Origin of the sequence: Nitrosospira multiformis ATCC 25196 (assembly GCF_000196355.1) — a bacterium.
In the GTDB taxonomy this organism is placed as follows: domain Bacteria; phylum Pseudomonadota; class Gammaproteobacteria; order Burkholderiales; family Nitrosomonadaceae; genus Nitrosospira; species Nitrosospira multiformis.
The window spans coordinates 2,419,256-2,438,337 of sequence record NC_007614.1 but is presented as its reverse complement, the minus strand read 5'-3'; the positions used below and the strand labels follow the sequence as shown (position 1 = coordinate 2,438,337).

At 54.2% G+C, this 19,082-nt stretch carries 23 protein-coding genes; 15 read left to right on the top strand and 8 right to left on the bottom strand.

Annotated elements, in window-relative coordinates:
* Nucleotides 1-5: 5 nt before the first annotated feature.
* Nucleotides 6-539: a DUF421 domain-containing protein gene (locus NMUL_RS11195; RefSeq protein ID WP_041353211.1), complete on the bottom strand. Its 534-nt coding sequence runs from the start codon at nucleotides 537-539 to the stop codon at nucleotides 6-8.
* A gap of 234 nt (nucleotides 540-773) precedes the next feature.
* Nucleotides 774-1,340: a hypothetical protein gene (locus NMUL_RS11190; protein WP_011381447.1), complete on the bottom strand. Its 567-nt coding sequence runs from the start codon at nucleotides 1,338-1,340 to the stop codon at nucleotides 774-776.
* Nucleotides 1,341-1,454: 114 nt separating this feature from the next.
* Between NMUL_RS11190 and NMUL_RS11185 the strand changes: the two genes are divergently transcribed.
* From NMUL_RS11185 to NMUL_RS11170, 4 genes are all read left to right on the top strand, one after another.
* Nucleotides 1,455-2,774, top strand: a complete 1,320-nt coding sequence (locus NMUL_RS11185; RefSeq protein WP_011381446.1) for an NAD(P)H-binding protein — start codon at nucleotides 1,455-1,457, stop codon at nucleotides 2,772-2,774.
* Nucleotides 2,771-3,238 (top strand): DUF2269 family protein, encoded by a 468-nt coding sequence (locus NMUL_RS11180; RefSeq protein ID WP_011381445.1) that lies wholly within the window; start codon nucleotides 2,771-2,773, stop codon nucleotides 3,236-3,238. The genes NMUL_RS11185 and NMUL_RS11180 overlap by 4 nt, the downstream gene beginning before the upstream one ends.
* A gap of 14 nt (nucleotides 3,239-3,252) precedes the next feature.
* The gene (locus NMUL_RS11175) at nucleotides 3,253-3,840 is read left to right on the top strand and encodes a cysteine hydrolase family protein (RefSeq protein ID WP_011381444.1); all 588 of its coding nucleotides are present in this window, start codon (nucleotides 3,253-3,255) and stop codon (nucleotides 3,838-3,840) included.
* A gap of 215 nt (nucleotides 3,841-4,055) precedes the next feature.
* Nucleotides 4,056-5,225 carry a DesA family fatty acid desaturase gene (locus NMUL_RS11170; RefSeq protein WP_011381443.1) on the top strand — a complete coding sequence of 390 codons (1,170 nt, stop codon included), beginning with the start codon at nucleotides 4,056-4,058 and terminating at the stop codon, nucleotides 5,223-5,225.
* A gap of 133 nt (nucleotides 5,226-5,358) precedes the next feature.
* Here NMUL_RS11170 and rpmG read toward each other — a convergent pair whose 3' ends face one another.
* The 3 genes from rpmG to radC all read right to left on the bottom strand — a co-directional run bounded on the left by rpmG (nucleotide 5,359) and on the right by radC (nucleotide 6,563).
* Nucleotides 5,359-5,514: a 50S ribosomal protein L33 gene (gene rpmG, locus NMUL_RS11165; protein ID WP_011381442.1), complete on the bottom strand. Its 156-nt coding sequence runs from the start codon at nucleotides 5,512-5,514 to the stop codon at nucleotides 5,359-5,361.
* 74 nt (nucleotides 5,515-5,588) lie between these two features.
* On the bottom strand, nucleotides 5,589-5,825 hold the full coding sequence (gene rpmB / locus NMUL_RS11160) for a 50S ribosomal protein L28 (protein WP_011381441.1): 237 nt from the start codon (nucleotides 5,823-5,825) through the stop codon (nucleotides 5,589-5,591).
* A gap of 63 nt (nucleotides 5,826-5,888) precedes the next feature.
* Nucleotides 5,889-6,563 (bottom strand): RadC family protein, encoded by a 675-nt coding sequence (gene radC, locus NMUL_RS11155; protein ID WP_011381440.1) that lies wholly within the window; start codon nucleotides 6,561-6,563, stop codon nucleotides 5,889-5,891.
* Nucleotides 6,564-6,709: 146 nt separating this feature from the next.
* On the opposite strand from radC, the gene coaBC reads away from it, so the two are divergent.
* Genes coaBC through NMUL_RS11140 form a run of 3 tightly spaced genes read left to right on the top strand, consistent with a single transcriptional unit; the run spans nucleotide 6,710 to nucleotide 8,822 of the window.
* Entirely contained in the window at nucleotides 6,710-7,945 is a 1,236-nt protein-coding gene (gene coaBC / locus NMUL_RS11150; protein ID WP_011381439.1) for a bifunctional phosphopantothenoylcysteine decarboxylase/phosphopantothenate--cysteine ligase CoaBC, read from the top strand.
* The gene (gene dut / locus NMUL_RS11145; RefSeq protein WP_011381438.1) at nucleotides 7,942-8,391 is read left to right on the top strand and encodes a dUTP diphosphatase; all 450 of its coding nucleotides are present in this window, start codon (nucleotides 7,942-7,944) and stop codon (nucleotides 8,389-8,391) included. The genes coaBC and dut overlap by 4 nt, the downstream gene beginning before the upstream one ends.
* The gene (locus NMUL_RS11140; RefSeq protein WP_011381437.1) at nucleotides 8,391-8,822 is read left to right on the top strand and encodes a DUF192 domain-containing protein; all 432 of its coding nucleotides are present in this window, start codon (nucleotides 8,391-8,393) and stop codon (nucleotides 8,820-8,822) included. Before dut ends, NMUL_RS11140 begins: the two co-directional genes overlap by 1 nt.
* Nucleotides 8,823-8,878: 56 nt before the next feature.
* On the opposite strand, the gene ffh is transcribed toward NMUL_RS11140, so the two are convergent.
* On the bottom strand, nucleotides 8,879-10,228 hold the full coding sequence (gene ffh, locus NMUL_RS11135) for a signal recognition particle protein (RefSeq protein ID WP_011381436.1): 1,350 nt from the start codon (nucleotides 10,226-10,228) through the stop codon (nucleotides 8,879-8,881).
* Between the two features lie 75 nt (nucleotides 10,229-10,303).
* On the opposite strand from ffh, the gene NMUL_RS11130 reads away from it, so the two are divergent.
* The 5 genes from NMUL_RS11130 (at nucleotide 10,304) to zapD (ending at nucleotide 14,980) form a co-directional block, all read left to right on the top strand.
* The gene (locus tag NMUL_RS11130) at nucleotides 10,304-11,131 is read left to right on the top strand and encodes a cytochrome C assembly family protein (RefSeq protein ID WP_011381435.1); all 828 of its coding nucleotides are present in this window, start codon (nucleotides 10,304-10,306) and stop codon (nucleotides 11,129-11,131) included.
* A 133-nt stretch (nucleotides 11,132-11,264) separates the two neighbouring features.
* Entirely contained in the window at nucleotides 11,265-12,563 is a 1,299-nt protein-coding gene (locus NMUL_RS11125; RefSeq protein WP_011381434.1) for an HlyC/CorC family transporter, read from the top strand.
* 20 nt (nucleotides 12,564-12,583) lie between these two features.
* Nucleotides 12,584-13,492, top strand: a complete 909-nt coding sequence (locus NMUL_RS11120; RefSeq protein WP_011381433.1) for a prepilin peptidase — start codon at nucleotides 12,584-12,586, stop codon at nucleotides 13,490-13,492.
* Between the two features lie 4 nt (nucleotides 13,493-13,496).
* On the top strand, nucleotides 13,497-14,099 hold the full coding sequence (coaE, locus tag NMUL_RS11115; protein WP_011381432.1) for a dephospho-CoA kinase: 603 nt from the start codon (nucleotides 13,497-13,499) through the stop codon (nucleotides 14,097-14,099).
* A gap of 125 nt (nucleotides 14,100-14,224) precedes the next feature.
* Nucleotides 14,225-14,980, top strand: a complete 756-nt coding sequence (gene zapD, locus NMUL_RS11110; protein WP_041353205.1) for a cell division protein ZapD — start codon at nucleotides 14,225-14,227, stop codon at nucleotides 14,978-14,980.
* A 337-nt stretch (nucleotides 14,981-15,317) separates the two neighbouring features.
* On the opposite strand, the gene NMUL_RS11105 is transcribed toward zapD, so the two are convergent.
* Nucleotides 15,318-16,292 carry a sigma 54-interacting transcriptional regulator gene (locus NMUL_RS11105; protein WP_011381430.1) on the bottom strand — a complete coding sequence of 325 codons (975 nt, stop codon included), beginning with the start codon at nucleotides 16,290-16,292 and terminating at the stop codon, nucleotides 15,318-15,320.
* A 279-nt stretch (nucleotides 16,293-16,571) separates the two neighbouring features.
* Here NMUL_RS11105 and ispD point away from each other — a divergent pair, with 279 nt between their 5' ends.
* From ispD to thpR, 3 genes are all read left to right on the top strand, one after another.
* Nucleotides 16,572-17,270 (top strand): 2-C-methyl-D-erythritol 4-phosphate cytidylyltransferase, encoded by a 699-nt coding sequence (gene ispD, locus NMUL_RS11100; protein WP_011381429.1) that lies wholly within the window; start codon nucleotides 16,572-16,574, stop codon nucleotides 17,268-17,270.
* 126 nt (nucleotides 17,271-17,396) lie between these two features.
* Complete coding sequence (ispF, locus tag NMUL_RS11095; protein ID WP_011381428.1) at nucleotides 17,397-17,930, top strand: 2-C-methyl-D-erythritol 2,4-cyclodiphosphate synthase; 534 nt, start codon at nucleotides 17,397-17,399, stop codon at nucleotides 17,928-17,930.
* 69 nt (nucleotides 17,931-17,999) lie between these two features.
* Nucleotides 18,000-18,587 (top strand): RNA 2',3'-cyclic phosphodiesterase, encoded by a 588-nt coding sequence (gene thpR / locus NMUL_RS11090; protein ID WP_011381427.1) that lies wholly within the window; start codon nucleotides 18,000-18,002, stop codon nucleotides 18,585-18,587.
* Here the strand turns inward: thpR and NMUL_RS11085 are convergent.
* Nucleotides 18,578-19,018 (bottom strand): host attachment protein, encoded by a 441-nt coding sequence (locus NMUL_RS11085; RefSeq protein ID WP_011381426.1) that lies wholly within the window; start codon nucleotides 19,016-19,018, stop codon nucleotides 18,578-18,580. The two genes, thpR and NMUL_RS11085, sit on opposite strands and share 10 nt — an antisense overlap.
* Between the last annotated feature and the right edge of the window lie 64 nt (nucleotides 19,019-19,082).

Genomic DNA, 19,082 nt, shown 5'->3' with positions numbered 1-19,082 from the left:
CTTTCCTAAATAGTCTTTTTACTTTTAGGCTTGCCCGGCGGGTTTTCCGGTTCCTTGCCGTCATTTCGCAATATGCTAATTTCGCCGTCTTCCTCAAGATACGCAATTTTTACCTCCCTGAAATCCTCGATACCCTGTTCCCGTAATTTGGATTCCAGTTCTTCGACAGTGATCAACTCCCGGCGCATGGCTTTACGCTGGATTTTGCCATTTTGAACGAGAGCCAGTGGAGGCTGCTGAACAATGCGCCGGATGGCCGGAAAATGAAAGCTCAGCGAGTCCAGGAGATAATTCCAGCCTGCAAGGGTGGCAATAAGAAGACAACCGTCGGTGATGGAGTCATAATTCCCGGACATGCCGTTACTGGCTGCATCCGCGATCAGGACAAGCAGCATGACATCGGCAATGGCAATGGCGCCTACATCGCGGTGAAGTATCAGCCTGAACAGCAAAAAGATGAACCAATAGATAACTGTTCCTCGCAGAATGATTTCGGCGGGATTTACGGAAAAACCAAAAAGACGGGACCAATCAACCATGCCTTTGCTCAGATCGGGGGAACTTTGGGTGGGAGTCAGAAGCGAATGTGGCAGCACGATGAGTTCACTGCGCATTCCGACGGTGACAGATAGGAAACTTGCAACGAATATAGGGGGTTGCTTTGATCACATCAGTGCGATAACGCACATTCCGAGCCTCTGCCATTGAGGTAGAGTGGCAGCAGGCGGGCATGAAATACTGCTAGTCTGCTGCCGGGGACCGGGAAAACCGGCTTATTGTTTCCTGAAGGCAGCGACGTCTGATTTTATGCGGGGTGCATTTATAGGCGATGAGGCCCTGCTTGTGGTACACCTCCGCAAGGGAGGCTTCCGGGAGAGCAGCACGGTCACGGCTAATCCGAGGGCGAAGGTTCCATAGACGATGAGCAGGGAACGCTGGGAAAGCCGGTGTTCAAATCCCGGCGTCAGCCGTTGCGGTGTGAAGTGAAAATCGACGGCATAGGCCGCGGCGGTTGTTGCGACCGCCGGAGCAAGAACGGTGGCGGCGCTTTCGGCAGGCGGGAGTTGCTGGCGAAGCTTTTCATACCAGATTGCCCAGAATACCGATGCGGCGTGATGGATCGCATAGCCGATAAGCGTGTATCGGAGGCTGAACTGGTCCTGATAGGGGGCATGTCTTCCCCATATCCATTGACTGGGTCCATTGACAGGGGCGGCAAACTTGCCCAATTCAGCCTTGCCGAGGATCGAAAGCGCAATGGTCGACACAATGCTCGCCACAGTGCCGGAAACGAGGCCGCTAAGAATTGCGCTGCTCCAGGTTTTTTCAGGACGCATCATGGCTGAAACTATACTTTATTTCAATCTTAAAGAGATTTAAAGAGATGTATTCCGCGCGAAAAATCCGTTTGATCCGTCCGTGCGGGTTTTGGTTTAAATTCCAGTGTATATGATATGTCCACCATTTTGATTACCGGCGCCTCTGGTTTCATCGGCAGCCATCTGGTTATGGCATTGGCTGCTGCGGGACACAGAATCGTATGCGCCACCCGGCGCGGCCAGCCGGAGGATATAAGGGGTATAAAGGATTTGAAGGGAACCGGGCCCACTTATATCGCGGCAGATTTTACGCGCGATTTCGATATGGAGGTCTGGAAAAAACGCCTTGCCGGCATCGATGTGGTGATAAATGCGGTTGGAATATTGCGGGAGCACGGAAGGCAAACCTTCCAGGCACTGCACGATCGTGCCCCAAGAGCGCTATTTGCGGCGTGCGAAGCAGCAAATGTGAAGGTCGTGCAGATATCCGCGCTCGGTGCGGACGAAAATGCGCGCAGCCGGTATCACCTCAGCAAGAAAGCCGCAGATGATGCATTGCTTGCTTCTCCAAACAATAGGAGCAAGAGCATGGTCGTGCAGCCATCGCTCGTATACGGACCAGGTGGGACAAGCGCGCAATTGTTCAACCTTATTGCGAGCCTCCCGGTTATCCCGCTGCCCGGGGCTGGAAATCAACGTATACAGCCGATTCATATTGACGACCTGACGCAGGCCGTGGTTGAACTCCTCCAAACCGATCGATATCTTGGACAGCGTATCCCTCTGGTAGGGCCGGAACCCATCACTTTTCGAGACTATCTCGGCGAGTTGCGGCATTTGATGGGATTGGGCACTCCCACGTTTTTGCCGGTCCCTGTCGGATTTGTCGAGTTCAGCGCACGCCGCTTGGGCCAGTTAAGCCAGCGGTTCGGGAAGGGTTTGCTGGACCTGGAAACGTGGCAGATGCTCCAGCGGGGGAACATTGCCGATCCTGCCATGACGCGCGCGCTGCTCGGGCGCAATCCCCGCCCTGTACGGGAATTTGCCTCAAAGTGGGAGGTGCAGGCCCTTCGCTTGTCGGCGCTCCTCGGCTGGTTGCCGGTCGTGCTGCGTGTTTCATTGGCTGCAGTGTGGTTTGTGGCAGGTGCGGTTTCGATGGGGATTTATCCGGTAGAAGAAAGCTATGTTTTGCTTGCCCGCGTGGGAATTACTGGCGGCCTTGCCCCCATAGCGCTTTACGGCGCCGCAGCCATGGATATTGCTTTTGGATTCGGAACCCTTTTTCTCCGCGACCGGCGACTACTCTGGATAGCCCAGGTTACCCTGATTGGCGTCTATATGGTTGCCATCACTCTTTTTCTTCCTGAGTTCTGGCTGCATCCCTTCGGTCCGTTGATAAAAAATCTGCCCATCCTTGCAGTCATCCTGTTGTTGTACGAGTTGGAGAAACGGTGATCGACTACCTAGTGGTAAAGTGGCTGCATATCCTTTCATCGACATTGCTGTTCGGTACGGGCATAGGAACGGCTTTTTATATGTTTTCGGCGAGCCTGACGCGTGACTCCACCGTTGCTGCTGCGGTTACCAGAAATGTCGTTACCGCTGACTGGATATTCACGGCGACGACCATCGTCATCCAGCCGCTTACAGGTTTTTATCTCGTCTACCTGGCGGAAATTCCCGTGACCAGCAAGTGGGTAATGTGGTCGACAGTTTTATACCTGATCGCCGGAGCTTGCTGGCTTCCCGTGGTGTGGCTCCAGATACGGATGCACCAGCTCGCCGCCGATGCGTGCAACAGAAGGGACGAGCTGCCGCCCTTGTACTGGCAGTACTTCCGGTTCTGGATCGGATTGGGTATTCCCGCGTTTATTGCACTGGTTATTGTGTTTTATCTGATGGTGGCCAAGCCGGTATGACGGCGGTTTGAGCGATGAACGATACCTGCGTGCTTCATGAATGTTCCGTTGCGCTTCTTTTAATCGATGTCATCAATGATCTGGAGTTCGAGAGTGGACGACAACTCGTTGAACATGCGATACCAATGGCGCGAAACATTTCATCCCTTAAAGCAGAAGCCAAGAAGCTCGGCATTCCCTGTTTGTACGTGAACGACAACTTCGGACAATGGCAGTCCGACTTCAAACATCTCGTGTCGCGTTGTGTAAAAGACGGTGTCTGCGGCGCGCCGCTAGCCCGAGAGCTCGTGCCCCAGCAGGATGATTATTTTGTTCTCAAGCCAAGGCATTCCGGCTTTTTCCAGACGCCCCTGGATCTTCTGCTCCAGAGCCTGCATGCGAAAAAGCTCATCCTTTGCGGCCTCACCACGGATTCCTGCGTGCTGTTTACCGCCAACGATGCATATTTGCGTGGGTTTGAGATCCACATTCCTTCCGACTGTTGTGCCGCGATAAACAAAAGCAGACATACTGACGCCCTGGGCCAGATGCGACGAACGTTAAAGGCTAGCACGGCGGAATCAGTCTGCATCGATCTGGAACAATTATTGAGCGATAAATAAGCCGGTACTGGCTCCGGGAAGAATCCCATTTCTTGCCGTCCACGTTCTCCCGCGTCGCTGCCGTCCGACGCTTTCCGTCCGCGTTTTTTCGGGTTCTTTCGAGCTTCCGGAGGGTACATAATTTCTTGACTAACCGTTCGTTTAGCTATAAATTTCCGTATCCCTTCTTTCCGGCAATTACGCTTCTCCCGTACTTACTCTAAAGGTCGCAAACAATGACTCTCGGTCTTATCGACTTGCCATGGTGGGGTTATATCGCCGTTACCCTCGGCCTTACCCACATAACCATAGCCAGTATCACAATCTTTCTGCATCGTCATCAAGCTCATCGCTCGCTGGATCTTCATCCCTTGCCGAGTCATTTTTTCCGCTTCTGGCTGTGGCTCACGACCGGGATGGTCACCAAGGAGTGGACCGCCATACACCGGAAGCATCATGCCAAGTGTGAAACGGTCGATGATCCCCATAGTCCGCAAATAGTGGGGATCGCCAAAGTGCTGCGGGAGGGATCGGAGCTCTACCGCGCAGAAGCCAAAAACATGGAAACCATGGAAAGATACGGCCATGGTACGCCGGATGACTGGCTGGAGCGGAATGTCTATGACAAGCACAGCCGCAAGGGGGTGGCCCTCATGCTGATCATCGACGTCATTCTGTTCGGACCCATCGGCCTGACCATCTGGGCCATCCAGATGGCATGGGCGCCCATCATGGCTGCGGGCGTGATCAATGGGATAGGACATTACTGGGGCTACCGTAATTTCCAGGCCGAAGACGCCAGCACCAATATCGTTCCCTGGGGAATTCTCATTGGCGGAGAGGAGTTGCACAACAACCACCACGCTTATGCCACTTCCGCGCGCTTATCCAACAAGTGGTATGAATTCGACATCGGCTGGATGTATATTTGCATTCTCCAGTGGATGGGGTTGGCGCAAGTGAAGAAGGTGGCGCCGAAACTGCGCCTCGATGCCGCAAAGACAGAATGCGACGCAGATACGCTGCAAGCTGTCATTTCCCATCGCTACGAAGTACTGGCAAAGTATGCCCAGTCTCTCAAGCAGACGCTGGCAAAGGAAGTTGATCATCTGAAAGAAGCGGCGACAAATCTTGGCGTCGATCGTTCCACACTCAAGCGTTGGGTACTTGCGGACTCCAAGACCCTGCAGGAAGACGAGCGGGCAAAGCTCAATCTAGTGCTGAGCAAGACGAGTACGCTGGATAAAGTTTACAAAATGCGCGAGGAATTGATAACGGTATGGCAACGCTCCACTTCATCCAAGGATGAGCTGGTCAAGCAGCTGGAAGACTGGTGTCACCGCGCCGAGGAAAGCGGCATCGAGGTATTGCAGAATTTCTCCCGCAGGCTGCGCTGCTACGCTTAGGGATTTCTAAACATAGGGCTCAAAAACAGAAAACCCGCCATTTGGCGGGTTTTCTGTTTTTGAGCCCATATTTTCTTGAGTTTTATTTTTACAATACTTACTCTCAGGCTTCCTGATTCCGGAGCGAGGAAATCTATTTGAGCTTGGTTTCCTTGTATTTGACGTGCTTGCGTGCCACCGGATCGAATTTGGTAATTTCGATTTTTTCCGGAGTAGTCCGCTTGTTCTTTGTTGTGGTGTAGAAATGGCCCGTTCCTGCCGAGGATTCGAGCTTTATTTTTTCTCTCATGGTAATGTCCTTATCCTTACTTAGATTACCTTATCGATACAGGCCGAGTTGCCGACTGAATGCACTTTAAATTCCTAGATGCTGTCGCGGCGTGCGCGCATTTCAGCCAGTACTGCATCAATGCCATTCTTGTCAATTGTACGAAGCGCTTCATTGGACAAGCGCAGACTGATCCAGCGACGCTCACTCTCCACCCAGAAGCGGCGGCGTTGCAGATTGGGCAAAAAACGCCGCTTTGTTTTATTGTTAGCGTGGGAAACGTGGTGGCCGGTCATGGGCTTCTTCCCGGTAACTTCACATACTCGTGCCATGATTGATCCTGTCCGAAAGCGGAAAAACGAATATTATATCCCGATTTTCGGGATTTCCTCAAATCAAATCAATCCCTGTTCGGCAAACGATAGGGTCGCGCCCCTTCCAACAATAAAATGATCCAGTACTCTCACATCGACGAGCAGAAGCGCCTGCTTCAGGGATTGCGTGAGAACCGCATCTGCGTGGCTTGGCTCAGCCGCACCCGAAGGATGATTATGTGCAAAGATCACAGCCGCGGCATTATGATGAAGTGCCCGTTTTACCACTTCACGCGGGTAAACGCTGGTTTGCGTAAGGGTGCCCTGGAACAGTTCTTCGGTTGCAATGACCCGATTCCGTGCATCAAGAAAGATGCTTACGAAGACCTCGTGCTCCTTCCCTTCGAGGCTCAGGCGCAAAAAGGCCCGGACAGGTCCCGGCGAATCCATCGCATCGCTGCTTTTCAATTCTTCTTCAAGCGCGCGCCGCGCCATTTCCAGCACTGCCTGTAACTGCGCGAACTTCGCCGGCCCCATTCCCGGCACCTGGCAGAATGCGCCTTGATCTGCGGCAAAGAGCCCCGTCAAACCCCTGAAACGTTTGAGCAGTTCTCTTGCCAGATCGACCGCGCTCTTGCCGGCGATGCCCGTACGCAGGAATATCGCCAGCAATTCCGCATCGGAAAGGTATGCGGGCCCGTTCTTCAGGAGTTTTTCCCGTGGGCGCTCGGCTTCGGGCCAGTCTGAAATCGACATAGTAAATGTAGCAGTGTAGCGGGGAATTGTTCAGGGATTCCCTCGCTTAAACGTCAGTTTGTGAAAAAACTGTAGCTGAAGAATATATCGCCCGTAAAGCGGTGCGGGTTTTGGGAGTATTGAGTTAGACTCCTCTTTTTTAGGGAGTGATTCGGTTGAAGACGACTGGCAGGACGCCCGAGGCAAGACGCGTGCTTTTGGGACTCACGGGGGGAGTTGCGGCATACAAGGCGGCAGAACTGGTGCGCCTTTTGATAAGCGGGGGCATGGAGGTGCAGGCAGTCATGACGGCGTCAGCCTGCCGTTTTGTCGGTACGGCCACGCTACAGGCCTTGACCGGCAAGCCCGTATTTACCGAGCTGTGGGATGCCAGCGTAGCCAACAACATGGCTCATATCGACCTTTCGCGCAACGTCGATGCTATTGTCATTTCCCCCGCCAGCGCCGACTTTATTGCCAAGGTTGCCCACGGCCTCGCGGATGACCTGCTCTCCACATTATGCCTTGCGCGCGCATGCCCCTTGCTGATTGCTCCCGCAATGAATCGGCAGATGTGGGAAAATTCCGCCACCCGTCGCAATCTCGACACGTTGCGCGGGGATGGCGTGACAGTGCTGGGTCCTGCCAGCGGCGTGCAGGCGTGTGGCGAAACCGGCATGGGACGCATGCTCGAAGCGCATGAACTCGCGGAAGCGGTACACGCTTTTTTTCAACCCAAACTGCTGCATACCAAGCGCGTACTCATCACTGCCGGACCTACCTTCGAAGCAATCGATGCGGTTCGCGGGATAACCAATTCAAGTTCCGGCAAAATGGGGTATGCAGTGGCGCGTGCCGCAGCCGAGGCAGGAGCGGAAGTAATCCTCGTATCCGGGCCGGTTTGCCTGGAAGCGCCACCGCGCGCTCGCCTCATCAAGGTGACAAGCGCGCAGGATATGCTGATAGCCGTAAAAAGCGAAGTTCAACAGGTTCAACAAGTCGATTTTTTTATAAGCGTCGCTGCCGTGGCTGACTATCGTCCCAAAAATGCCAGCGAACACAAAACGAAAAAGAATGACAGCAATATCATCCTGGAGCTTGTTCCCAATCCTGATATTCTTGAATACGTGGCAAATCTGCCGGATCCGCCGTTTTGCATCGGTTTTGCTGCGGAGACCCAAAATCTGGAAGAGAATGCCGAAGCCAAGCGCCGTCGGAAAAAGCTTCCACTTCTTGCTGCCAATCTCGCCCAGGAGGCGATAGGTGCGGAGGAAGTTGCGTTGACGCTCTTCGATGATTCCGGCAGGCATTCCTTGCCAAAATCGTCGAAAATCGAACAGGCGCGGCACCTCATCGCTCATGCAGCATCGCTTTATGAAAAATGGCGGAATTTTAATTCATGAAAAAAATAGATATAAAAATTCTCGATTCGCGCCTGAAAGATCAGTTGCCCGCCTATGCGACCTCCGGCTCCGCCGGCCTCGACTTGCGCGCGTGCATCGAGCATGTGATGACGATTCAGCCTGGAGAAGCCCATCTTATCCCCACCGGAATTGCAATCCATCTGTCCGACCCCGGGCTCGCCGCACTGGTGCTCCCCCGCTCCGGCCTCGGCCACAAGCACGGGATCGTGATGGGAAATCTGGTGGGGTTGATCGACTCGGATTACCAGGGGCAGATATTCGTATCGTGCTGGAATCGGGGGCAAGCACCTTTCCTGTTGAACCCGCTGGAGCGCATTGCGCAACTCGTAGTGGTACCCGTCGTACAGGTTGGTTTTAAAGTGGTGGATGACTTCGAGCAAAGCGAGCGGGGCGCGAATGGGTTTGGCAGTACCGGGAAGCACTGATGCGCATCTTCGCCTTTATTCTCGTTTTTCTTTTATCGGCGCCAGGCAGGGCAGAAATGCCGGTACGTCAGCTCAGCATATCCCGTCACACTTTTTCGGTTGAAGTGGCGCATACGGAACCCGCCCGGATCCAGGGATTGATGTTTCGACAATCCCTGGGTGAAAACGACGGAATGCTGTTCGTGTTTTCTCACCCTGAACACTACAGCATGTGGATGATGAACACGGATATTCCCTTGAGTATTGCTTTCCTGGATGAAAAAGGGGTTATTCTTAACATCGCCGACATGATGCCTCGCACGACCACAGCGCATAGCTCAGCCGGCGCGGCAAAATATGCGCTCGAAATGAATCTTGGCTGGTTTGCGGCAAGAAATATCAAGCCGGGCCAGCGAATCAATGGTCTCGAAAAAGTGCCGGCGGCGGAATGATCTAAGGCGACGCCAGTATCTCTCGCAGCCCTCGCGCTTGTTAAGGAGGAGTTCCTTCAGCGCATGCCGGGCAGCATTCCCTTCATGCTTCGCAGCATTTTCGTCATGCCTCCCTTGTTCATCATTTTCATCATTTTTTGCGCCTGCTCGAACTGCGCCAGCAGTCGATTCACTTCCTGTACCGTGACACCTGCGCCTGCAGCAATACGACGCTTGCGCGAGGCTTTGAGGATTTCCGGTTTGAGACGTTCCTGCGGCGTCATGGAATTGATGATGCCTTCGGTGCGGCCGATAACCTTATCATCGACTTTCACATTCTGGGCAGCCTGGCTCAACTGAGCAGGCAATTTATCCATCAGCGCGCCCATGCCCCCCATGTTCCTCATCTGTTCAAACTGCATCTTGAAATCGTTCAGGTCAAAGCTTTTGCCCGATTTCATCTTTTTGGCAAGTTTCTCGGCCTCCTGCTGATCCACGCCGCGCTGGGCTTCCTCGATCAGTCCCAGTACATCGCCCATTCCCAGAATCCGTGAGGCCATACGGTCAGGATGAAACGGTTCCAACCCGGTCAGTTTTTCGGCGACACCGGCGAATTTGATGGGTTTCCCCGTTACGTGAAGCACGGAAAGGGCTGCCCCGCCTCGCGCATCTCCATCCAGCTTTGTCAGTACTACGCCGGTCAGGGGCAGCGCTTCGGAAAATGCCTTGGCGGTGTTGACGGCATCCTGCCCCTGCATGGCATCCACCACGAACAAGGTTTCGATGGGTTTCAGCAAGGCTTCCAGCTCGCTGATTTCCGCCATCATTGCTTCGTCGATGGCGAGGCGTCCGGCCGTATCCACGATCATCACATCATGAAAGTGCCGACGTGCGAAGTTGAGGGCAGCCGCTGCAATTTCTTTCGGCTGCTGTCCGGCTTGAACCGGAAAGAACTCGGCGCCCGTTTGTCGCGCCAGGAGTTCCAGTTGCTGAATTGCGGCTGGCCGATAGATATCGCAGGAGACAAGCAATACTTTTTTCTTTTTTTGTTCCATCAGCCACTTCGCCAGCTTTCCGCTGCTCGTGGTTTTTCCGGCGCCCTGCAACCCCGCCATGAGAATCACCGCAGGGGGGACAGTGGCAAGGTTGATATCTGCTTTCTGGCCTCCCATGAGGGCGATCAGTTCCTGGTGGACTACGCCCACCAATGCCTGTCCTGGCGTAAGGCTGCCGATTACTTCCTGGCCAACTGCTTTTTCCTTCACCCGCGCAATGAATTCCTTGATTACCGGCAGCGCGACATCCGCTTCCAGCAGCGCCATGCGCACTTCCCGCAGCGCTTCCTGTATATTGGTTTCAGTCAGCCGTGCTTCACCCCGCAAAGTCTTGATGACGCCTGAAAGCCGGTTGGTAAGATTGTCAAACATGCAAAATGCCTCTCCGGAAAAATTGGTGTAGACTAAATGAAGGTTTCATTTAGTTTCATTTAATCTGCAATATCAATGTCCGATATTTTAGCCTATCTCGCTGCCTTCCTGCTCTATGCACTGATCGGCTGGCACTTCTGGCGCACCCGGTGGAATGTTCCTGCGAGGTCAGGAGGAGGCGAGGCTGCCGGTGCGGGATGGGAACGGTATGCCATTGTCGCGCCCCTGGTATTGCATGGCTATACGCTGTATGAAGCGGTGTTTGCAGGGGTAGGATTGAATTTCGGCGTGGGCAGCGCGGTTTCTTCCATTGTATGGCTCACGGCCATGATTTACTGGTTATCCGGATTTTTTTATCGGCTGGAGGGGCTGCAAACACTGGTCGCGCCAGTTGCAGCCGTGGCCGTACTGCTGCCGCTGGCATTTCCCTCCCTGCGCCCCCTGGCCAATACCGAATTTCCCGCTTTTAAGGCGCATATCTCGATTGCCATGCTGGCTTACAGCCTGTTGACCATTGCCGCACTGCATGCGTTGCTCATGGCAGTGGTGGAGCGGCGGTTGCATCACCCGACCTTGCCCTCGGTACTGACCAATATGCCGCCGCTGCTGACCATGGAAAACCTGCTGTTTCGCGTCATCTGGGTGGGGTTCATACTACTCACGCTCACACTCATCAGCGGTATCGTCTTTTCAGAAGAGGTCTTCGGGCAACCTCTCAAATTCACGCATAAAACCCTGTTCGGTATCATTTCATGGTGCGTGTTCGCAGCACTGCTGGCGGGCAGGCAGTTTTACGGCTGGCGCGGGCGCATCGCCATTCGCTGGACGCTGAGCGGATTCACCATCCTCCTGCTGGCTTATCTCGGCAGCAAGTTTGTACTGGAAGTGATCCTGCATCGCTAGCAGTATCTATGTGTCAGAAAACAGTTGGGGTGGAAAAAGTGCAAGGAAATCCGGGGATGGAATCTCCAGTTATTCTGCCTTCTTTCCGCCCTGAATTTTTGTCTACTTGCAGAAAGGCCTTCTCTTGGAAGACATGCCGTGGTATGTGCTGCTCGCAGCACTGGCTGTTCTGTTGATTTTATCCGCTTTTTTTTCCCTTTCCGAAACCAGCATGATGGCAATCAACCGTTACCGGTTGAAGCATCTTGCAAAAGAAGGCCATCGCGGCGCCCGCCTCACCAGTCAGTTGCTGCTGAATACCGACCGTCTTCTAGGGGTGATTCTCCTTGGCAACAACTTGCTGAATGCGGCCGCAGCCACACTGGTTGCAGTGATTGTGTCCATTTTCTTCGGGCACAGCGATGCGGCTCTTTTTATTGGAACGGTAGGGGTGACCTTCGCTATCCTGGTATTCAGTGAAATCACTCCGAAAGTTGTCGCCGCGGCCTATCCCGAGCGTATCGCCCTGGCGTCAAGCTATGTGTTGACGCCACTACTGAAAGTCTTCTCGCCTGTGGTATGGTTCATCAACCTGTTTGTGAAGGCGCTGCTTATCCTTCTGCGCCTGAAACCGCAGAACGAGGATCTGACTCAGAAAATCAGCCTTGAGGAACTCAAAACACTCGTGCTGGAAGCAGGCCACTTCATCCGGCAAAAACACCAGAGCATGCTGCTCAACCTGTTCGATCTCGAGAATGTCACGGTCGACGACGTCATGGTGCCGCGCGGCCAGATCGAGGCAATAGACCTAGAAGACGACGATGAGAGCATCCGGGATCAACTGCTGACTTGTTATCACACGCGCCTGCCGGTATACCGTGGTGCGATGGATAACGTTACCGGAATAATTCATGTGCGCAAGGTGCTCAACCAGATGAGAAGCGAGAACATCACGGCTGTAACGCTGGAGAAAATCATGCGCGAGCCTTACTTCATTCCCTCCGGAACACCCCTGTTTTCGCAACTGCAATTATTCCAGGAAAACCGCGAGCGCGTCGGCCTGATCGTGGACGAGTATGGAGAATGGATGGGTCTGGTGACACTGGAGGATATTGTCGAAGAAATCATCGGAGAATTCACCACTCATGCGCCTTCGCAGGCCGGTAATTTCCTGAAGCAGGAAGACGGGAGTGTAATCGTGGAAGGCAGCAATCTGTTGCGCGATCTCAACCGCAAGCTTGGCTGGAATCTGCCTCTGGGCGGACCCAAGACATTGAATGGGCTCATTCTCGAATACTTCCAGGACATTCCTGAGGCCGGGACCAGCGTGAAGATTGCAGGTTATCCCATGGAAATCATCCAGACCCAGGACCGTGTGGTAAAAGTGGTGCGGATCTTTCCTCCGTTAGCGCCAATCGAGGAGAAACTCCCAGACTCCTATGCGGAATCCTGATCCCCGGGGATGTCTTTTAAATGTCTTTTATCTCCGTGCTGCAATACTCTCCGGTGTTCTTTGCCTCGTTCTGCGCGCTCATTGGTCTGGTCGCCGGCAGTTTTTTGAATGTGGTTATCTACCGCCTGCCGAGAATGCTGGAGCGGGAATGGCGACAACAGTGCGCCGAACTGCAGGCAGAACTGTCTTCCGGAACAAACGGGATAGCGCCAGCACACGAACCGCATGAAGCCCTTGCAGCGGAGCCGGCTTTCAATCTCATTACGCCGTCTTCCACTTGTCCCCATTGCGGGCACAGGATTACGGCGCTCGAAAATATTCCGCTCATCAGCTACATCGCATTGAGGGGACGCTGCTCGCAGTGCCGCACCGCGATTTCCATGCGCTATCCCGTTGTGGAAGGGTTAACCGCAGCGCTGAGCGGCCTTGTCGCGTGGCATTTTGGTTATGGGGTTATCGCTTTTGCGGCGCTTGCGCTTGTATGGGCCATGGTTGCGCTTGCTTTCATCGACCTGGATACTCAGTTGCTGCCCAATGACATTACCATCCCCCTGTTATGGGGAGGGTTATTGATTAACCTGAGCGGTGGTTTTGCGGATATCCATTCTGCCGTGATTGGCGCCGTAGTGGGATATCTTGCCCTGTGGTCGGTGTATTGGGGTTATAAACTCCTGACCGGCCGGGAGGGAATGGGTTATGGGGACTTCAAGTTGCTGGCCGCCATTGGCGCCTGGCTGGGGTGGCAAATGCTGCCCCTGGTGATTCTGTCTTCATCCCTCGTGGGAAGCATGGCAGGGCTTGGCCTGATGCTGGCAGCAAAGCACGGGCGTCATGTCCCTATTCCGTTCGGGCCTTATCTGGTGTGTGGGGGAATCGTGGCTCTGTTTTGGGGAAACGAGATCAATAGAGCTTACCTGGGGTCATTTTAGCCCCATGCTGGTAATCGGCCTGACTGGGGGCATCGGCAGCGGTAAAACCAGCGCCGCCAATATTTTTTCCGCGCTCGGCGCCGGCGTGGTCGATACCGATGAGATTGCGCATGAACTTACCCAGTCGGGAGGGCGCAGCCTGCCTGCCATCCGGCGCGCCTTCGGGGAGAAATACATCACGCCCGAGGGGGCCCTGAACCGCAAGGAAATGCGTAACCTCGTGTTTAACGATACGGATGCGCGTCGCAAACTGGAGGCTATTCTTCACCCGCTCATCCGGGACGAAGTGTCGCGGAGAGTAGGGCTTGCTCAGGGGCCTTACCTGATAATCGTGGTTCCGCTGCTGCTTGAGACCGGCCACTACCGGGGAATAGTCCAGCGCGTTCTGGTGGTGGATTGCAGCGAAGGGGCGCAGATTAGCCGCGCCACTGCGCGCAGTGGAATGAATGAACAGGCAGTGCGGGCCATCATGGTTGCCCAGGTTTCGCGTGACGAACGGTTGGGGCAGGCGGATGACGTGATTGTCAACAATGCCGACCTTCCCAACCTCGAGCGGCAGGTACGGGCATTGCACAAGAAATATATGACGCTGGCCCAGGGAAGTTGATTTCAACGCACCAGGCGGGTTTCCTGCAGGAGCTTCACATTTGTTGCCTGCGGATTTGGCTGCTAAAATAAGAATTTGAAACAATGCCCATCCGCAGTCGCCGTTCTTTGCTGTGGGCCTCTATCGTGATCCGTTACGAACATCCTCTCAACGAACGCGTCCGCACGCTTCTGCGCCTTGAGGACTTGTTTGACAAGGTAGCGTTCTTTTCTGCGCAGGAAGAGCCCTATGATCACCACGCTGCGCTTGTCACCCTGTTCGAGATTCTCGACGTGACAGGCCGCGCCGACATGAAGTCGGAACTGCTGCAGGAATTGGATCGGCAGAAGCAGGCGCTGGAATTGTTGCGTAAAAGCCCGGAGAACCCGGAAGGCGGACTGGACGAGATGCTGAATGACATTCAGATCTCCTCCCAGGATTTGCGGACCGTTGCCGGAAAAATCGGAGAACCCATGCGCGACAACGAGTGGCTGATGGGCATCAAGCAGCGCGTCGGCATACCCGGAGGGGCATGCGAATTCGATCTGCCTTCATATCGCTACTGGCTGCATCTCGACCCCGAAGTGCGGCGAAGCGACCTCGATGAATGGATCGCGACGCTGCTCCCAATCGAGAAAAGTTTCCGTATCCTTTTGCGTCTGCTGCGGGACAGCGGAAAAACCGACAACTACACCGCTAACAAGGGCATGTTCCAGCAGATGGGAGCGGGGAGGATGGCGCACCTGCTATCCCTCAAGCTGGATGAAAGCATGGCCTGCGTTCCCGAGATCAGTGCGCACAAATTTGCTCTGACCATTCGCTTCGTTGTTTCCAGTTCCACACAGAAAACCCGGCTATACGAAGAAGACGTGGAGTTCGAACTGACTTCCTGCACTTTTTAGGAGAAATGGACTCCCTATCCGTTTCTTCATTTTGCAGGCGGGTTATTGTTCGCGCCGCTTTCCTGTCAGGGGACGCGTCCTTCTAGGCGAGTCTTCCGGTGTTCGTGCCCGGGCTGGCAATCAATACAGCGTTTGGCAATCGGATAAACCGAACACCGCTCGTACCAAATATCCTCCGGCAGTTTGTGAGACCCCCGTATGTTCCTGCCTTTTCGATCCCGCCGCGACAATATCGCGAACGCCCTGCAGGTTCTGTCGAATACGTGCCTCGTCGACGGCAGACAGGGAATCGAGTGCCGGCGCGAAAATTTGGAGAGGAAACCTGAAGAGGGAAGAATCAGTGTTCCAGAAAGAGCTTGTTCTTGCTCATACTATGCTTTTTCAGCAATTTCCCGAACGCGCGTCGATCTTTTCCGACAAGGCTCGCAGCTCTTGTCACGTTACCCTGCGCTCTGACCATGGCCTCGGCAAGGTAATATTGTTCGAAAGCTGCTATGGCGCGGTTTTTGGCCTCGGCGAAGCTCAAGCCGTTCAGCTCGGGGAGGCGGCGGTCAAACCCGGAGCGCCGTTCGGCCACTGTGGGCGCGAGCGATGCGATATTTATGACATCTTCGTCGGCGAGAAGATACTCGCGATAGATCAGATTTTCCAGTTCCCGTATATTTCCGGGCCAATTGTATTTGTCGAACCATGCGACAGTGTTCGGATGTAAGGTTTTGTTGCCGCGGTTAAAACGCGCGGAGCATTCGCGCAGGAAGTAATCTGCTAACAGAGCCGCGTCGCCTTGGCGCTCACGGAGTGGCGGCAGGGTGAGATACATGATTTTAAGGCGAAACAGAAGATCAAGGCGGAATTCGCCTTTCTCGGCCAAGTGCCCTAAGTTTCTGTTACTGGCAATAATTATTCTTCTGTTTGCAGAGCGCGCTATGCGGCGTCCCAGCGGAAGGTATTCCTGATCCTGGAAGAATCGCAGCAGAGTAACCTGCGCCTTGGGAGATAACGCATCTGCTTCATCCAGGAAGAGTGTGCCGGACTGCGCGGGGGCACTCGGATTCGGGTGTTCCGGCGAGCCTCCGATACAGGAATCCCGTTCGTGTCCGAACAGTTCGTTTTCAATCAGGGTATCCGGGATGGCGCGGCAATTTATCGGCACAAACGCCCCGTTTCGCCTCGCGCCGCTGTCGTGGATTGCCCGTGCGGCCAGTTCTTTTCCTGTGCCTGTTTCACCTTCGATAAGAACAGGTGCGTCGCAGCCTGCAATTTTCTCAATGAACTGGGTAACCTTTGCGAAGGCAGGGGATTGTCCAATCATGTTCTCTGCACCTGGAAGCGGGAAGATCGATTCTTACGTAAGGGATTCAAAAAAGCCTGTGGAACTCATCTTTCTGCATGGCCCCGTGGTATAACTATTAAAGGACAAGATTAAATACGCCGGTAGCTGTAAAATCTTACAGGTTAAGGGCATCCGGTCAGCCCGGTGTTTCCTCGCAGTGTTTTTACCGTATTTCCATTGCCCATTTTCGCGGTCTAACACATATTCACGTGCCGGTCCTCGTTTGACGCACCAATTCAGCTACTTCCTGTAATATCCATGCAAAATTTCTTCGCACTCATTCCGGCGGCAGGTTCAGGCTCGCGCATGGGCGACCGGATGCCCAAGCAATACTTGACCCTCGCAGGAAAACCCATGATTCATCATGCGCTGGCAACGTTATGCAACTCGCCGCGGCTTTCCCGAGTCTTTGTTGTGCTGTCCCCGGGAGATGTAGAGTGGGCGCGGCATGACTGGTCAGAATTCTCCAGCAAGCTATCGATGCTTGAATGCGGCGGAGCTACCCGCGCCGAGACCGTGCTGAATGGTTTAAAAGCAGCGCAGGAAGGGACGGCGATCGAAGATGATGACTGGGTGCTGGTCCATGATGCTGCACGGCCCTGCTTGGGAGGGAAGCTTCTGGATAAGCTGATGGATGAACTGGAAGAGGACGAAGTGGGCGGATTGCTCGCGGTTCCGGTTGCGGACACCTTGAAGCGAAGCGATCCCACTTGCCGGGCTGAACGTACAGAACCGAGAGAAGGTCTTTGGCAGGCCCAGACACCGCAGATGTTCCGGTACCGAACCCTGGTGAACGCCCTGAGCGGGGCTGGAGGTGTAACCATGACGGACGATGCAGGCGCTATCGAAGCACTCGGTCTGCGCCCGAAACTGGTTGTGAGCGATGCGCGCAACCTGAAAGTTACTTATCCTCAGGATCTCGCGTTGGCGGAGTTGATACTGAAAAACTGTAAGTAGTGTAATGAGGGTGGGCGGCTTATTAGCCCGCTGAAAGCAGTTGTAGATCCAGGCGTCAGGTGAAAGATGTCGGGCAAAGCCCGAGAGTCGCGCAAAGCACCGATTACTGGAGGCTACTGTTTTCTCATGTTTTTCGCGGAAATTAAACAAGAAGAGGTGATAGTGGGCGGATTCAGAATCGGGCAGGGTTTTGATGTGCACCAGTTGGTCGAGGGGCGCAAGCTTGTTATCGGCGGAGTGACTATTCCCTACGAGAAAGGTTTGCTGGGGCATTCCGATGCGGATGTGCTGCTGCATGCCATATGCGACGCGGTGCTGGGAGCCGCGGCACTGGGGGATATCGGCCGGCATTTTTCTGACACTGATCCGCGTTACAGGAATATCGACAGCCGCGTGCTACTGCAGAATGTAGGTAACCTCCTTGCGGAGCGTGGCTATAGGGTAGTGAATGTTGATGCCACTATCATTGCGCAGGCACCCAGGATGGCCTCCCATATTCCCGCAATGGTCGCAAATATTGCGCAGGACCTGCGCATGCAGCCCGGAGATGTCAACGTCAAGGCCAAGACGGCCGAACGTCTTGGGCCGGTGGGGCGGGGTGAGGGAATAGAGGCGGAAGCGGTATGCCTGATTACCCACATGAATCAAACGACAGACTGAGGATGGAAACGGAGCGGAAAGCAAGCGGCGAAGGGACGGTAGATGACTGGGGGATGAGCGGAAACCCGGATGGCTGAAGAGACCCGGCAAAAAGCAGTACGCCTGTTTTTTGCGATATGGCCCGACAAGGAAACCTGCATGCAGCTGGATCGGCTGACCGGGCGATTGGCATCGGTTTGCGAGGGACGGAAAACAAAAGCGGAGAACATTCATCTTACATTGGTGTTTGTAGGAGAGGTGAATGCAAGCCAGGTGGAGGCCCTGTGCCGGGCGGCGGATGAAATTGAAGGTCATGGCGTGAGAGCCTTCGACCTCGTTATCGAAAGAATCTGCGTGTGGAAACGCAAGAATATCGTTTATGCGGAAATCAACGAGGTTCCCCGGCCACTCATGGATCTGGTCGAGGCTTTGCAGAGCAGCCTTTCATTGGTAGGGTTTTCATTGGAGGAGCGGTCTTATAAGCCCCATATCACGCTCATGAGGAATGCATCCTGTAAAACGCTGCCCGAGCGGGCGGAACCAATGGTGTGGCGGGCGCGGGAATGGGTACTGGTTAAATCGGACCAGACCAGCGACGGTCCGGTTTATACACCGATTGGCCGCTGGTTCCTGAAAGGTGATCAAAGGATGATCAACTCTTTAAATCATCAAAGATAAATGCAGCTCTCCAGTTGCTTTACCAGGTTTCTTTCATTGGCCCTGGTGTAATCCTTTTCAAAAGTATCGCTTACGAGGTTGCGCACCTGGCTTCCCAGATTGCTGTTGATGAGACCGATGAAGGGGGCCGATACAACCAGGATCAGGCGTTGATAGCTGTTGGTTTTGCGCCCGTTCTCCAGTTCCCGGGCTAGCTGCGAGGCGAAAGTCCATGCCTCATGCTGTTTTGGATCGGTGGCAGGTATGTAGGAGCCACGGCCATTCCCGTTACTTCTGTTATGTCCCGGGCGATCGGTAACCAGGTCCACCCGTTTTCCCCTGCTGGCGTCATGCCGGAATTCCCTGAGCTTCTGTAATCCTTTTCTCGGTCCGTAGTTTGCGTAAAGATATGCTGCGCTTGCATTTGCAACCAGAATCCACGTGATGCTCATGACTCCTCCGTGCGATTAGTGATAAAGTTAAACGAACTGGAGTGTTGCTCAACAATAGACAATG